Origin of the sequence: Hyphomonas sp., from assembly GCF_046313975.1 — a bacterium.
Classification (GTDB): Bacteria; Pseudomonadota; Alphaproteobacteria; order Caulobacterales; family Hyphomonadaceae; genus Hyphomonas.
This window is the reverse complement of sequence record NZ_JBKBXB010000017.1, coordinates 48603-63864: the sequence shown is the minus strand read 5'-3', so window position 1 is coordinate 63864 and position 15262 is coordinate 48603. Positions and strand designations below refer to the sequence as shown.

11 protein-coding genes and 2 tRNA genes are annotated in these 15262 nt (G+C 64.3%); 10 read left to right on the top strand and 3 right to left on the bottom strand.

The genetic code is table 11. The annotated features are described in order from the left end of the window. Nucleotides 1-308 precede the first annotated feature (308 nt). Nucleotides 309-384: transfer RNA gene (locus ACK4TE_RS08190), tRNA-Asn, on the bottom strand. Nucleotides 385-673: 289 nt separating this feature from the next. Beyond that, nucleotides 674-747 (bottom strand) — tRNA-Cys (locus ACK4TE_RS08185). Between the two features lie 145 nt (nt 748-892). Between ACK4TE_RS08185 and ACK4TE_RS08180 the strand changes: the two genes are divergently transcribed. From ACK4TE_RS08180 to ACK4TE_RS08140, 9 genes are all read left to right on the top strand, one after another. Continuing rightward, nucleotides 893-1546 (top strand): protein-L-isoaspartate O-methyltransferase family protein, encoded by a 654-nt coding sequence (locus ACK4TE_RS08180; RefSeq protein ID WP_409911005.1) that lies wholly within the window; start codon nt 893-895, stop codon nt 1544-1546. 102 nt (nt 1547-1648) lie between these two features. Next, a complete protein-coding gene (locus tag ACK4TE_RS08175; protein WP_409911004.1) occupies nt 1649-2929 on the top strand; it encodes a TolC family outer membrane protein in 1281 nt (426 codons plus the stop codon). 109 nt (nt 2930-3038) lie between these two features. Further along, entirely contained in the window at nt 3039-3695 is a 657-nt protein-coding gene (locus ACK4TE_RS08170; protein WP_409911003.1) for a PopZ family protein, read from the top strand. A gap of 84 nt (nt 3696-3779) precedes the next feature. After that, a complete protein-coding gene (locus ACK4TE_RS08165) occupies nt 3780-6644 on the top strand; it encodes a valine--tRNA ligase (protein WP_409911002.1) in 2865 nt (954 codons plus the stop codon). Then, on the top strand, nt 6644-7648 hold the full coding sequence (locus ACK4TE_RS08160) for an isoaspartyl peptidase/L-asparaginase family protein (RefSeq protein ID WP_409911006.1): 1005 nt from the start codon (nt 6644-6646) through the stop codon (nt 7646-7648). The genes ACK4TE_RS08165 and ACK4TE_RS08160 overlap by 1 nt, the downstream gene beginning before the upstream one ends. Before the next feature lie 72 nt (nt 7649-7720). Continuing rightward, the gene (locus tag ACK4TE_RS08155) at nt 7721-8953 is read left to right on the top strand and encodes an FAD-dependent oxidoreductase (RefSeq protein WP_409911001.1); all 1233 of its coding nucleotides are present in this window, start codon (nt 7721-7723) and stop codon (nt 8951-8953) included. Nucleotides 8954-9034: 81 nt separating this feature from the next. Next, entirely contained in the window at nt 9035-10762 is a 1728-nt protein-coding gene (gene ilvD, locus ACK4TE_RS08150) for a dihydroxy-acid dehydratase (protein WP_409911000.1), read from the top strand. Nucleotides 10763-10829: 67 nt separating this feature from the next. Further along, the gene (locus tag ACK4TE_RS08145; RefSeq protein ID WP_409910999.1) at nt 10830-11822 is read left to right on the top strand and encodes a DUF3137 domain-containing protein; all 993 of its coding nucleotides are present in this window, start codon (nt 10830-10832) and stop codon (nt 11820-11822) included. A gap of 91 nt (nt 11823-11913) precedes the next feature. Further along, nucleotides 11914-12282, top strand: a complete 369-nt coding sequence (locus tag ACK4TE_RS08140) for a hypothetical protein (protein ID WP_409910998.1) — start codon at nt 11914-11916, stop codon at nt 12280-12282. A 3-nt stretch (nt 12283-12285) separates the two neighbouring features. On the opposite strand, the gene ACK4TE_RS08135 is transcribed toward ACK4TE_RS08140, so the two are convergent. Beyond that, nucleotides 12286-14253 carry an alkyl/aryl-sulfatase gene (locus ACK4TE_RS08135; RefSeq protein WP_409910997.1) on the bottom strand — a complete coding sequence of 656 codons (1968 nt, stop codon included), beginning with the start codon at nt 14251-14253 and terminating at the stop codon, nt 12286-12288. Between the two features lie 142 nt (nt 14254-14395). Here ACK4TE_RS08135 and ACK4TE_RS08130 point away from each other — a divergent pair, with 142 nt between their 5' ends. Then, nucleotides 14396-15262, top strand: a complete 867-nt coding sequence (locus tag ACK4TE_RS08130; protein ID WP_409910996.1) for an alpha/beta fold hydrolase — start codon at nt 14396-14398, stop codon at nt 15260-15262.

Sequence of the window (15262 nt, the reverse complement as noted above, 5' to 3'; positions counted from 1 at the left end):
ATCCAAGTCCGACAGCTGCCGGATTGTTGGCAGATTGTTGGCATTCGACGATGCGTCACGTTAATTTCTTCAATAAAAACTGAGATATATGAGCGCTCGCGATTCCGCCCCCGGGCACCATGTTTCCAGCGAACGCATGATGAGGCCGGCCATCACCGGCGGCGTCGATGAGAAGCAAGAACTCATGCTGCGCACAGTCGAAGGATCGATGTCTGCCGAAACGTTTGCGAGCCCGCTCTATCCTTCGACTTCGCTCAGAATGAGCTTCGCGAGGAATCACTTGGGTGTCAGGTTCACTAATCGGGAAGTGGCTCCGTGAGCAGGACTCGAACCTGCGACCGGGCGATTAACAGTCGCCTGCTCTACCAACTGAGCTATCACGGAATAGCCGGAGACGGGGGAATAGCCAGAGCGCGCCGCCGGTTCAAGAGGCTAACTGCCGCTTCTCACAATTTCCGTCTTTCACCGCCGGACAGAAAAAAGGCGGGAGCGTGAGCTCCCGCCGAAGGCGTTGGGTGATGGTGGGTGTCTCCAAGAGAAGACAGGGCCAAGGTGTGCCGATATGGTTAATTCCGGGTTAACGGGTTGCAACAATCTGGAGGCCTGCCCTTTACGGACATGCCTCCGGCCCTGTGGTGAGTAGGCCAGAGCCCTGAATTTTCAGGAGAAGGTCTGGAGGCTCCACCCGGAATCGAACCGGGGTGCACGGATTTGCAATCCGCTGCGTCACCACTCCGCCATAGAGCCGCCGCCAGAGGCGCGTGACTAGCAAGGTGCGGGGCCGGTGACAATCGGTGCCGGACACTGTTTTCGCGCGCTTCTGACTGATTGCCTCAGCACCCGGGCATGATACATGGCGGCCATCCTCTGATTTGCAACGGAAGCGACTCGCATGGACTTCGACACCGCCCGAGAGATCATGGTCGACAGCCAGATCCGGCCGAACGATGTGACGGAGCCGGCGATCGTGTCGGCCTTCATGCGCACGCCGCGCGAGATGTTCGTGCCGAATGCGCGCAAGGGCGTCGCATATTCCGAGCTGGAGATCGAAACCTCGCCGGGCCGGGCGCTGTGGACGCCGCGCGATACGGCGAAGCTGATCAAGCTGGCGGCGATCAAGCCGTCCGACATCGTGCTCGTGATCGGCGCCGGTGCCGGCTATGAGGCGGCGCTGATCAGCCATCTCGCCGAGACGGTTATCGCGCTTGAGGAAACCGACGCGCTGGTGGACGCGATGACGCAGCGCTTTGCCGCCGTGGGCGTGGACCGTGCCGTGCCGGTGACCGGGCCGCTGGCCAAGGGCCTGCCGGAGCAGGCGCCGTTCGATGTGATCTATGTCGCCGGCATGATCGAGACGCTGCCGGATGCCTGGGGCGCGCAGCTGCGCGAAGGCGGGCGGCTGGTGGCGGTCGTTGCCGATTCCGGCGCGCTCGGCCGGGGCAAGGTGTTCACGAAAGCGGGCGATACCCTGTCGGCGCGCGAGGCGTTTGACGCCTGTCCGCCGCGGTTTGCCGCGTTTGACCAGAAACCGACTTTTAGTTTCTGAGTCTTATTCAGGGGTGCGACGTATGGCACCTGTGGGGTGAACACTGTTCACCTTCGCTGGCGGCATGCATATGTTCTGCGCTGCAAGCCAAGGAAAACCCCGATGCGCTCCCGGAAACTCACTCTTCTCATCGGCGCGAGCCTCAGCACCCTGATGATGGCCGGCCCGGCGGGCGCCGAGACGCTGCAGGAAGCGATCGCGTCGGCCTTCCAGACCAATCCGGCCCTTCAGATCGAGCGCTACCGCACGGAAATCGCCCGGGAAAATCTCGGCCTCGCCCGGTCTGCCGGGATGCCGCAGGTGAACCTGTCGGGCAGCGCGGGGTATGAATATGTCGACACCAACTCCCTCCTGAACTTCGGCACCGGCGACCGGCCGATTGCCAGCGCGCAGCTGCAGGCCTCTCAGCCAATCTATACCGGCGGCCGCATCAGCGCCGGCATCCGGCAGGCGGAAGCCGGGATCGACGCGGCGAGCGAGTCGTTTGACGCCGCTACGCAGGACCTGATCCTGAACGTGGTGACCGCCTATGTGGATGTGCGCCGGGACCGGGAAGCCGTTGCCATCCGCAAGAACAATGTCGATGTCACCGGCGAACAGGTGCGCGCGGCGGAAGACCGGTTCGAGGTCGGCGTCGTGACGCTGACGGATGTGGCGCAGTCGCGGGCCCGGCTTGAAGGCGCGCGTGCGGCGCTGGCGGGCGCGGAAGCCGCGCTGGTGGGCAGCGAGGCGTATTACCAGTTCCTGACCGGCCTTGTGCCGGGTGTGCTGGCCGCGCCGCCGCCGGTGCCTGCCCTGCCAGCAAGCCTTGAGGCCGCCACGGCCGAGGGCCTCGCCAACAACCCCTCCATCGAAGCCGCGCGCCAGCAGCTGCGGGCTGCCGGGGCCGGGGTCGACGCCGCCAAGGCTGAAGGCCGCCCGCAGGTCAGCCTCGTCGGCACGGTCGGTGTGCAGGAAACCTGGGGCGATGACAGCCGCCGCGATACCAACATTTCAGCTGTGGCGCAGGGCCGGATCCCGCTGTTCACCGGCGGCGCCGTGAAAGCGCAGGTCAATTCCGCCAAGCTGCAGCGGGAACAGGCCCGCCGGCAGGTGGATGCGCTGGAAACGCAGGTGCGGGCGCAGGTCGCGCAGGCCTGGTTCGGCTACAGCGCCTCGCTGCGGGCCATCGAAGCCTCGCAGCGGCAGGTGGAAGCGGCCGAGATCGCCTATGACGGCGCGAAAGAAGAACTGGCCGTGGGCGTGCGCACGACGCTAGATGTGCTGGACCAGGAACAGCAGCTGTTCGAGGCGCGCCTCGCCCTCGTGGCGGCCGAACGGGACGCTTATGTTGCAGCGCACCAGCTGCTGCGGGCAACGGGAAGCCTCGGCACCGGCGGCTAGCCCTCTGGCGCTTACCTGTCCGGCGCGTTAACTTCTCAAAGGGTTTGTTAACCGGATCGCCCTACGCCTCGCAGGGACAAGGAAGCGATTCCAGGAGTGAGGGGCTAAGATGGCCAACGAAGCGCACAAAGAACCGACGATGGAAGAAATCCTGGCGTCGATCCGGAAGATCATTTCGGACGATGAGCCTGTGGCAACGCGCCCGGCGCCTGCCGCAACGCTGCGCGAAGTGCCGCCTCCGGCCGTCAATGACTTCGAGGATTTCGAGGACGCCATCGCCGGCGACGAGCTGGAAGATGACACCTCGATGTTCGAGGCTGAGGAAGAGGAGGTCGTGGTTCTGGCCCCGGAACCCGCGCCTGCCCCGAGGCTCGAGACCAAGGTGTCCGGCCCGTCCTTCACGTTCGAGGAAATGCTGGGTTCGGCCCGCCAGGCGGCGGCCGAGTCTGTTCCTGTCGAATCGACCCCTACCCCGCGGGTTGCCCCGGCCCCCGCCCCTACCCCCGTTCCGGAGTCCCCCATGCCGCCTTCCAGCGCCCGTTATGCCCAGACCGCCCTCACCGATGACCATACCGCCGATATCGCCGCCGGTGCACTCGGCAAGCTGATCTCGAAGATGGAAGTTTCGGGCGACAACACGATCGAGGGCCTGGTCAAGGAACTCTTGAAGCCGATGATCAAGGAATGGCTCGATGCCAACCTCGCCACCATTGTCGAGGAGAAGGTAGAGGCGGAGGTACAACGCATCGCCCGCATGGCGCGCTAGCCTCATTCCCTGAACTTGATATAGGGAACAGCGCGCCTTCACCGGCGCGCTTTTCTTTTGTGCCTTCACCAGACTGTTTTCCCGATGCTCGACCAGAGATTTGACCCAACCGAAGCCGAACCGCGCCTGTATCAGGCCTGGGAAAAGGATGGCTGCTTCCGCCCCTCGGGCGATACCAGCGCGCAGGCCTATTCCATCGTGATCCCGCCGCCGAACGTCACCGGTGTGCTGCACATGGGCCATGCGCTGAACAACACGCTGCAGGATGTGCTGATCCGGTTCGAGCGGATGCGCGGCAAGAATGTGCTGTGGCAGCCGGGCACGGACCATGCGGGCATCGCCACGCAGATGGTGGTGGAGCGCCAGCTCGCGCAGGAAGGCAATCAGGACCGCCGCACGATGGGCCGCGAGGCGTTCCTCGAGCGCGTTTGGAAGTGGAAGGAGCAGTCCGGCGGCTCGATCAAGGGGCAGTTGAAGCGCCTCGGCGCGTCGTGCGACTGGTCGGTTGAGCGGTTCACGATGGATGAGGGCCTGTCGAAGGCCGTCACCAAGGTGTTCGTCGATCTCTATAACAAGGGCCTGATCTACCGCGACAAGCGGCTGGTGAACTGGGACCCGCATTTCCAGACGGCGATCTCGGACCTCGAAGTCGAGCAGCGCGAAGTGGCGGGCCATTACTGGCACTTGCGCTATCCGCTGGCGGACGGGGTGACCTATAATCATCCGGTTACGGATGAAGATGGCAATGTCACGCTGGAGAAGCGGGACTATATCGTGGTCGCCACTTCGCGGCCCGAGACGATGCTGGGCGATACCGGGGTGGCGGTGCATCCGGAAGATGAGCGCTACAAGGGGCTCGTCGGCAAGCATGTGCTGCTGCCGATTGTCGGGCGCCGCGTGCCGATTGTGGCGGATGAGTATGCGAACCCGGAGAAAGGCTCCGGCGCGGTGAAGATCACGCCCGCGCATGACTTCAACGACTTTGAAGTCGGCAAGCGCGCGGGGCACAAGCCGCTGAACATCCTGAACGCGGTCGCGCAGATCGTGGATGGCACGGAAGCGGATGCGGCGGGCATTCCGAAGGAGCTGCGCGGGCTCGACCGGTTCGAGGCGCGCAAGAAAGTGGTCGAGGCGTTTGAGGCGGCGGGGCTGCTGGAGCGGATCGAGGACCTGAAGATCGAGCAGCCGTTTGGCGACCGGTCCGGTGTCGTGATCGAGCCGTGGATGACGGATCAGTGGTATGTCGATGCCGCGACGCTGGCGAAGCCGGCGCGCAAGGCAGTCGAGGACGGCGAAACACGCTTCATCCCCGAGAACTGGACGAAGACCTATTATAACTGGATGGACAATATCCAGCCCTGGTGCGTGAGCCGTCAGCTCTGGTGGGGGCATCGGATTCCGGCCTGGTATGGCCCGCGCAAACTGCCGGGCGGCGGCGAGAGCTATGACTTCACCGGCACGGAACCGCCGCAGGTGTTCGTGGCATCGTCCGAAGCGGAAGCTGTTGCGGCGGCGAAGGCGTTCTACGGCAAGCGTCCGGTGAAGGCGTTCGCGAGCCAGACGGACATGATCCACGATCTGGAAGACAGCCCGCTGCAGCAAGGCGACGCTGAGCCGATCCGGATTTATCAGGACGAAGACGTTCTGGACACCTGGTTCTCCTCCGCGCTGTGGCCTTTCTCGACGCAGGGGTGGCCGGAGAATACGGATCGCCTGAAGACGTTTTATCCGACCGCCACACTGGTCACCGCCTTTGACATCATCTTCTTCTGGGTCGCCCGGATGATGATGATGGGGATCGAGTTTACCGGAGAAGCTCCGTTCAAGGACGTTTACATCCATGCCCTCGTCCTGGACGAGAAGGGGCAGAAGATGTCTAAGTCCAAGGGCAATGCGATGGACCCGCTGGAGCTGGTCGACGAGTTCGGCGCCGATGCGCTGCGCTTTGCGATGAGCCGGATGGCGGGACAGGGCCGCAATATCCGCCTGTCGAAACAGGTGGTGGAAGGCAATCGCAACTTCGCCACCAAGCTGTGGAACGCGGCGCGCTTTGCCGAGATGAACGAGTGCGGCGCACCGGGCGAGATTGATCCCGGATCGGTCGAGCGGCCGGTGAACCAGTGGATTCTCAGCGAGTTGGCCGACTGCATTGCGGCCGTCACCAAAGGCATCGAGGACTATCGCTTCAACGATGCGGCGGGCGCGCTTTACAAGTTCATCTGGAATACGCTGTGCGACTGGTATGTTGAGCTGATCAAGCCACTGCTGATGGGCATGGATGATGCGGCCAAGGCCGAGACGCGGATGGTGTGCGGCTATGTCATCGACGAGTCGCTGAAACTGCTGCACCCGTTCATGCCTTTCGTGACGGAGGAGCTGTGGGAACGCCGCGCGCCGGGCCGTGCGCATGATAAGGGCTTCCTGATGCTGCAGCGCTGGCCAGTGGACAGCGGCTATGGCCACACCGAAGCGCGGGCTGAGATCGGCTGGGTGATTGATCTGATCACGGAGATTCGCTCGCTGCGCAACGACCTCGGCGTTCCGGCGGGCGCGAAAGTGCCGCTGGCACTGGTGAATGCAACGGATGTGGACGCAGACCGCCTCGCCCGCAACGAGGATGTGCTGCGCCGCATGGGGCGCCTCGACGAGATGACGCTGGTTTCGGAATTGCCGGCGGGTTCTGTGTCCACGCTGGTCGGCTCGACCGTTGCGGCACTGAAGATTGCCGACCTGATTGATGCCGGCGAAGCACGCAAGCGGCTCGACAAGGAGCTGGCCACGCTCGACAAGGACATCACCTCAACCGAGAAGAAGCTCGGCAATGCCGATTTCGTGGCGCGCGCGCCGATCGAGATCGTCGAGGAGAACCGCGAGCGGGTGAAGGACTGGACCCTGCGCCGCGACAAGCTGAAAGCCGCGCGGGCGGCGCTGGAAGGGATCGGCGCATGATGCTGCAGAATGCTGTTCTTGCTGTTTTCGCGCTGGCCCTGCTGCCGGCCTGTGCAACGACGACTGCGGAGGTGCGTGTGGCGGCGAAACCGGAATGGCGGCTGGTGATCCATGGCGGCGCGGGCGTGATCCTGCGCGAGAACATGACACCGGAGCGTGAGGCAGCGTTCGAGGCCGCATTGCAGCGCTCGATGCAAGCGGGCGCGGCGGTGCTGCGCGAAGGCGGCGCGGCGCTGGATGCAGTCGAGGCGGCGGTGCTGGTGATGGAAGACGATCCGCTGTTCAATGCCGGATACGGCGCGGTGTTCACCGCCGATGGCGGGCATGAACTCGACGCGACGATCATGGACGGGCGCGACCGGAATGCGGGCGCGGTGGCGGGCGTGACGCGGGTGAAGAACCCGATTCGCGCGGCGCGGGCGGTGATGGAAAAGTCCGAACACGTCATGTTTGCCGGCGCGGGCGCCGATGCGTTTGCCGAAGCACAGGGCCTCGAGATGGTGGACAATTCCTACTTCGACACTGACTGGCGGCGTGAAGCGCTGGAGCGCGTGCTGCAGGAACGCGCGCGCACCGCGGCGGACCGGCATGGCACGGTCGGTGCGGTGGCGATTGATCTGAATGGTAACCTCGCCGCTGCGACGACGACCGGCGGGATGACGGCAAAGGCCACGGGCCGGGTGGGCGACACACCGCTGATCGGCGCGGCGACCTATGCGGAGAACGGCGTCTGCGCCGTCTCTGCCACCGGGCACGGCGAATATTTCATCCGGGTTGGCGTCGCCAAGACGATCTGCGACCGGGTGAAACTGCTCGGCGAGCCGATTGGCGTTGCAGGGGATGTTGCACTGGCGGAAGTCGCCGCACTCGGCGGCGATGGCGGCGTGATCCTGATCGATGCGGAGGGCAACCCCGCCTTCGCGTTCAATTCGCCGGGCATGTACCGCGGTGTGATCGATGCGGCAGGATCGATGGTCGCGATCTATGGCGACAGCACGGACTGATTACCCGAAACTCCGGCTTACACACTCCTCTGACCCGGCCTAAACTGGTACGGGTTGGAGGGAGACCGGGCAATGAAACTGACCAAGAGGGAGGTTCTGGGGGCCATGGCAACTGTTCCGCTGGCGGCGTCCTGCGCGACGACGGGCACGGCCCGGGCGCCGGATACGATTGTTGTCGGCGCCGGCGTTTTCGGGGCCTGGACGGCGGAGATGCTGCGCCGGACCGGGCGCAAGGTGGAACTGGTCGATGCCTGGGGCCCGGCGCACGCGCGCGCCTCATCCGGCGGCGAGTCCCGGCTGACGCGGGCGGGCTATGGCACCAGCCGACGCTATTCCGAGATGGCCGCGGAGTCGCTGGAGGAATGGAAACGCCTGTCGAAGGACCAGGACCTGCCGCTGTTCCACAATGCCGGCGTGCTGGTCTTCTTCGATCAGGAGAGCGAATACGCCACTGGCAGCTATCAGACGATGCGCGCACTGAACCTGCGCACCGAACGCATCGAGCCGGAAGAACTTCGCCGCCGCTGGCCGCAGATCGACTGGAGCGGTGTGAAGTTTGCGCTGCTGGAGAATGATTTCGGCGCGCTGATGGCGCGGCGCAGCGTCGCCACTCTTGTGGAGCAGTTCGTCCGCAATGGCGGCACCTATCGCAAGGCCGCGATCCTGCCACCGAAGGGCGGTGAGAGACTGGACTCGCTGCAAACGGCGGCGGGCGAAACGCTGTATGCGGGCGAGTTCGTATTCGCCTGCGGACCATGGCTCGGCAAGCTGTTCCCGGAGGTTATCGGCAAGCGGCTGTTCGTGACGAAACAAGAAATCTTCTTCTTCCGTCCGCAGGCCGGGGATACGCGCTACAGCATGCCCGCGATGCCGGGCTGGATCGACTTCTTCGGCGAGACGGTGATGTATGGATTCCCGGACCTTGAGAGCCGCGGCTTCAAGGTGGCGAATGATGTGCACGGGGCCTATGTCGACCCCGACACCAATGACCGGCTGACGGACGCTACATCGCTGGCGCAGGTGCGCGCGTATCTGGGGCAGCGCTTTCCGGGCCTGAAGGATGCGCCGCTCTCCGAGACGCGGGTCTGCCAGTATGAGAACAGCTCCAACGGCGACCTGCTGATCGACCGGCATCCGCAATGGGCGAATGCGCTGCTGGTGGGAATGGGCTCCGGGCACGGGTTCAAGCACGGGCCGGCTGTGGGCAAGGCGGCGGCGAAGCTGCTGCAGAGCCCGTCTGCAGAGGCTGAGCCTATCTTCAGGCTGGCGGGCAAGGCTGAGAAGCACGACCGCTTCGTTCACTAACGTGCATCTGACCTGCCGGAAGGGATGACAGGGCGCATGGGCCGCGCTAACCGTCCGGCTGCATAGAGTGAGACTGCCGCAATGACCAAGACCTGGGACAAATCCCGCCTGCCCTCCCGCCACGTTACCGAAGGCCCGGAGCGCGCGCCGCACCGCAGCTATTACTACGCGATGGGGCTGTCGACGAAGGACATTAAAAAGCCTTTCGTGGGCGTGGCGTCCTGCTGGAACGAGGCCGCGCCCTGCAACACGGCGCTGATGCGCCAGGCGCATGCGGCGAGCCAGGGCGTGAAAGCCGCAGATGGCACACCGCGCGAGTTCTGCACCATCACGGTGACGGACGGCATCGCGATGGGCCATGAGGGCATGCGCTCGTCGCTGGCGAGCCGGGAGGCGATTGCGGACTCGGTGGAGCTTACCATCCGCGGCCATTCCTATGACGCGCTGGTCGGCGTGGCGGGCTGCGACAAGTCCCTGCCCGGCATGATGATGGCGATGCTGCGTCTGAATGTGCCGAGCGTGTTCATCTATGGCGGCTCGATCATGCCCGGCAAGTTCGAGGGCAAGGACGTGACCGTGCTCGACGTGTTCGAGGCCGTCGGCGCACATGCGGCGGGCTCCAACGAGATGACGACAGCGAAACTGGAAGCGCTGGAAAAACTCGCCTGCCCCGGCGACGGCGCGTGCGGCGGTCAGTTCACGGCAAACACGATGGCCTGCGTGTCGGAAGCCATCGGCCTCGCCCTGCCGCTCTCCTCCGCGCTGCCGGCGCCGTATCTGGAGCGCGACGAATATTGCGTCGAAAGCGGCAAGGCGGTGATGAACCTGCTGGAGAAGAATATCCGCCCACGGGATATCTGCACACGCAAGGCGTTCGAGAATGCGGCGGTGGTCGTGGCGGCTTCGGGTGGCTCAACCAACGCGGCATTGCACCTGCCAGCTATGGCGCATGAGTGCGGTGTGCAGTTCTCGCTGAAGGATGTCGCCGAGATTTTCGCCAAGACGCCCTACATCGCCAGCCTGAAACCGGGCGGCGACTATGTCGCCAAGGATTTCGGCGAAGCGGGCGGCGTGCCGATGCTGATGAAGACGCTGTATGAAGCGGGCTATATCCACGGCGACTGCATGACCGTGACTGGCAAGACCGTGGCGGAAAACCTGAAGGATGTGGTCTGGAACCCGGACCAGAAAGTCATCCGCCCGGCCACCGATCCGATCACGCCGACCGGCGGCGTTGTCGGCCTCTGGGGCACGCTGGCACCCGATGGCGCGATCGTGAAAGTGGCGGGCCTCAAGAACCTCACCTTCACCGGCCCGGCGCGCGTGTTCGATGGCGAGCAGGCCTGTTTCGAAGCGGTGCGCGACCGGAACTACCGCGAAGGCGACGTGCTGGTCATCCGCTATGAAGGCCCGAAGGGCGGCCCCGGAATGCGCGAGATGTTGTCGACGACGGCGGCGATCTATGGCCAAGGCATGGGCGACAAGGTGGCGCTGATCACCGACGGGCGCTTCTCCGGCGCAACGCGCGGCTTCTGTGTCGGCCATGTCGGCCCGGAAGCGCAGGAAGGCGGCCCCATCGGCCTGATCCGCGACGGCGACATCATCCACCTCGACGCGGTCAAAGGCACCATCGACGTGCAGCTGTCGCCGGAAGAGCTGGCTGAGCGCAGGAAAAGCTGGAAACCGCGCAAGACCATGTACGGCTCGGGCGCGCTGCAGAAGTTCGCGAAGCTGGTCGGCCCGGCGCATGAAGGCGCGGTGACGCATCCGGGCTTTGCCGGCGAAGGCCATGTCTACGCCGATATCTGACCGGGGCCTTCCGGGATGGGATTTCAGGCTCTAAGCTGCCCTGCGGTGCAGACTCGGGGGTAGACACATGGCGAACGGCGATCCGGCAGGCTCTGGCCCTCTTGGCGATCTGCCACCGGAGTTTCGCGGCTTTGACCAGATCTTCGAGCGGGAAATCCGCCCTGCCCTGCTGGAGCGTGAAGCCGAGCGCGTGGCGGCGGCGAAGAAGGCGATCCAGACCCGCTGGATCGGCGGGGCGATTGTCGTCGGCGGGGTCATCCTGGGCCTGGCCATCCTGAAGATGCCGGTCGTGTCGATCATCGTCGCGATCATCGGCTTCGGTGTCGTCGGCTGGGGCAATATGGGCATCATGAAGCTGGCGGGCGAGGCCAAGCACCTTATCGTGCAACCAATCGCACGCGAGCTGAAGCTCGCCTTCGAGCCTTCGCCCGGAACCTGCGAGTCAATTTACAAGCACAAGGATGTCGGTGTCGTGCCGGGCTGGGACCGGTCCAAGTATGAAGACCTGCTGACCGGACGGCGCGGCGAAGTGGATTTCGAGCTGTTCGAAGCACACCTTGAAGAGAAGCGCACGACCACCGACTCGAAAGGCCGTACACAGACAACCTGGGTAACCGTATTCAGGGGCCAGTGCCTGCGGCTCGACTTTCACAAGACCTTCTATGGCCGCACCCTGATCACGCGGGATGCCGGATTCTTCAACCGCTTCGGCGGCGGCAAGGGCATGCAGCGCGCCACACTGGAAGACCCGGTGTTCGAGAAGATTTTCGAAGTCTACACGACCGATCAGGTGGAGAGCCGCTACCTGCTGACGCCGGACTTCATGCAGAAACTGGTGGACCTCGAAAAGACGTTCAAGGGCGGCAAGCTGAAGGCGGCCTTCGATGGCGGCGAGATGTTCGTCACCGTGCAGGGCGGTAACCTGTTCGAGCCGGGTTCGATGTTCAAGCCGCTCGACAGCGCCGACCGGGTGCGCGAGCTGATCGATGATTTTGCCGCCGTGTTCGGTCTCATCGATTCGGTGACATTCCAACGCAACCGCATGCCGCCGCCGGGCTGATCCTGCCGCATCTGCGCCAATTGCAGCATGTTCATGCAGCCTTCATCGCCGTGCCGGATTATTGCCGCAGTTCTCTGGAAAACACACCCGCATGATCCGCACCCTTCTCGCCCTGACCCTCTGCGCCGCCGCCGTCGCCGGCCCGGCTTTCGCCAATGGCAAGGCCGACCCGGCCTGCAAGGCCATGCAGGCGAGCCTCGTGCCGCGCCAGGCCGACATTGACGTGCTGCATACCCGGCGCGATGCGTCCGCTGAGGCCGTCGAGCTTGCCGGACAGGCCTGGGAGGATGCCGAAATCCACCGGCTGGTTTCCGCGCGCCATGCCGAGGCCACTGACCGCGAAAAGCTCGCCTACGAAGAGGCGCGCAAGCAGCTTGCCCGCGATGAGCTGGCCCTGCAATCAACGCTGAAGCAGTTCAACGCCGACGTCGCGTCCTTCAACGCCCACTGCACGAAGTAAGCCTCACGGCGTGACGATCGGGAACGGCGCGGGCGGCGCCGGCGGGTCGAGCGCCGCCATGAAGCCGGCCGCCGCAAGCGGGTCACCCTCCATCTTCAGTGCGCCCGCCTGAACAAGGTCAGCGGCTTTCTGCCCCCCGAAGATCATGCCGAGGAAGGCCGCCTTGGGCATCGTCATGGTGACATCGGCAGGCTTGCCAGTGCCGGGCTCGTGTACCAGCACGGAGTTGCGGATCGACACCGCACGCGTCTCGCCAAGGTCCGGGAACACAAACGCCAGAGAAACAGAAACGCCCGCCGCCTTCGCCGGATCTACCCAGATCGCCAGCATGTCGAACACTTGCTCGACCGTAATCGCCGAGACGACATCCGGCGACAGCGTCGTCACCGACGCCGCCTCCGGCAGCGCGAGCGCTTCAGCCGCGCCGGTGAGGTACATGTTGCGCCAGAGCGAGCCTTCGGCCTGGAAACCCAACTGCTCGAACGCCGCGGAGAGCACGGCGCGCGCATCCGCATTGGCATCGTCCGCAAACACGATATGGCTCGCCACCTGCGCGGCCCAGCGATAGTCACCTTCGGCATAGGCATCGCGCGCCACTTTCAGCGCCTTCTTCGCGCCGCCCATCGCGGCGACATAGCGCTTGGCCGATTCCTCCGGCGGATGCGCATTGAGGTTTGCCGGGTTGCCGTCATACCAGCCGAGATAGCGCTGGTAGACCGCCTTCGAGTTGTGCGCCATCGTGCCGTAATAGCCGCGATTGTACCATTTCGAGGCGAGCTCCGGCGGCAGCGCGATCACCTCGGCAATCTCCGGCGCAGTATAACCCTGGTTCATCAGGCGCACGGTCTGGTCGTGCAGGTATTTGTAGGCGTCGCGGTGCGAGGCCATGAAAGTGATCACCTCCGCCTGCCCCCAGCGCGGCCAGCCGTGCGAGACGAACATCACATCCGTACGCGGACCATAAAGATGGATCGCTTCTGTCAGGTAATCCGCCCAGGCCTTGGAATCGCGCACCAGCGCACCGCGCGGCGGCAGCACGTTGTGCATCGTGGGGTTGGCGTTCTCCGCAAGGCAGAGCGCGCGCAAGTGCGGCAGGTAGAAGTTCATTTCCGCCGGTGCTTCCGTTCCGGGCGTGACCTGGAATTCGATCTCGATGCCGTCGATGACGAGGATTTCGCCCGTCTCCACAATCGTCCGTGTCGGTGCAATCAGGCTGAAACTGCCGCTGGGAAGGCCCGTGCCGATGCCTGCGCCGCCCTGCCCGGCCGGACCCGGCGTCAGGCGTGTGCCGAACTGGTAGTTGGCGCGGCGGCTCATTGCCGGACCGGCGATCAGGTTCTCGCTGACGGCATGTTCCATGAACCCGTCCGGCGCGATGATCTGCACCCTGCCTTCGGCCACATCCGCATCGCTGACGATACCTTTGACGCCGCCGAAATGGTCGCCGTGGCTGTGCGTGTAGATGACCGCGTGGATTGGCTTGTCACCGATATGCTCGCGCACGAGGCCCATTGCAGCGGCCGCCGTTTCTGTCGCTGTCAGCGGGTCCACGATGATGTATCCTGTCTCGCCCTCGATAATGCTCATCACCGAGATATCGAGCCCGCGCACCTGCCAGAGGCCGGGCACAACTTCGAACAGGCCGTGATTGTTGAGCAGGCTCAGATGCCGCCAGAGGCTCGGGTTCATCGTGTCGGCTGGGTCGCCATCGGCGAAGCTGTACGCATCGGCGTTGAACACAACCCGGCCATCGGCAGCGCGGATTACCGGGTCGGCCAGCGTGGCAATGAACCCCCGGTCTGCAAGGTCCGCTTCGCTCGTATCGCTCCAGGGCAGGGTTTCGGAGAAAGCCGCGTTGGCAGCCAGCGTCAAGGCGGTTGCCTTGCCCTTTTCGTAGCTAACCGGCGCCTCGGTGGAGGAACACGATACACACAGCGCCGCTGTCAGGGCCGCCGCCAGAAATCTCGACATGATATCCTCCCCGGAATGCTGGGCTTTGCCGCGCCAGTCTCTGATGCCAGCCTACCTGTCTTCCCCGGTCTTGCAACGGGTCGCGCAGGGTGACCCGGCGCGGCCTCTGGACGCTGGGCGCCGGGCGGTCTTATCTGAGGGTATGATCACAGGACCGACATCCCATAGCTATATCTCGCAGCGCCTGCGCCTACACTATGTCGACTGGGGCAATGCCGATGCGCCGCCCCTGCTGCTGGTGCATGGCGGGCGCGACCATTGCCGCAGCTGGGACTGGGTGGCCGAGGAACTGAGCAAGGACTGGCACGTCATCGCCCCGGACCTGCGCGGCCACGGCGACAGCAGCTGGTCGGCAGATGGCGACTATTCCATCCGCTCCTGCGTCTACGACATTGCCCAGTTGATCCACCAGAAGCAGCTCGCCCCGGTGACCATCGTGTCTCATTCCTATGGCGGCAACATCTGCCTGCGCTATGCCGGCATCTATCCGGAAAACGTCCGCAAGATCGTCGCCATCGAAGGGCTCGGCCCGTCGCCCAAGATGCTCAAGGAGCGGATGAGCGCGCCCATCGGCAAGAGGATGCGCGACTGGATCGAGGCAAAACGCGCCGCCGCGGGCCGCGTATCGAAGCGCTACGCATCGCTGGAGGAAGCCTATCAGCGGATGAAGGAAGAGAACGCCTATCTCAGTGACGAGCAAGCCCGCCACCTGACCATCCACGGCATCAGCCAGAACGAGGACGGCACCTATTCCTGGAAGTTCGACAACCACTTCCGCGTCATGGTGCCGTATGACCTGCCACAGGAAGAGGTTGATGCGCTCTGGCGCGACATCACCTGCCCGACGCTGCTGCTTTACGGCGCCAACAGCTGGGCCTCAAATCCCGAAAAGGATGGCCGCATTGCGCACTTCCGCAATGCGCAGGTGAAGGTCTACGAGAATGCTGGCCATTGGCTGCATCACGACCAGTTCGACCGGTTCGTGGCAGACCTGAAGACCTTCCTCTGA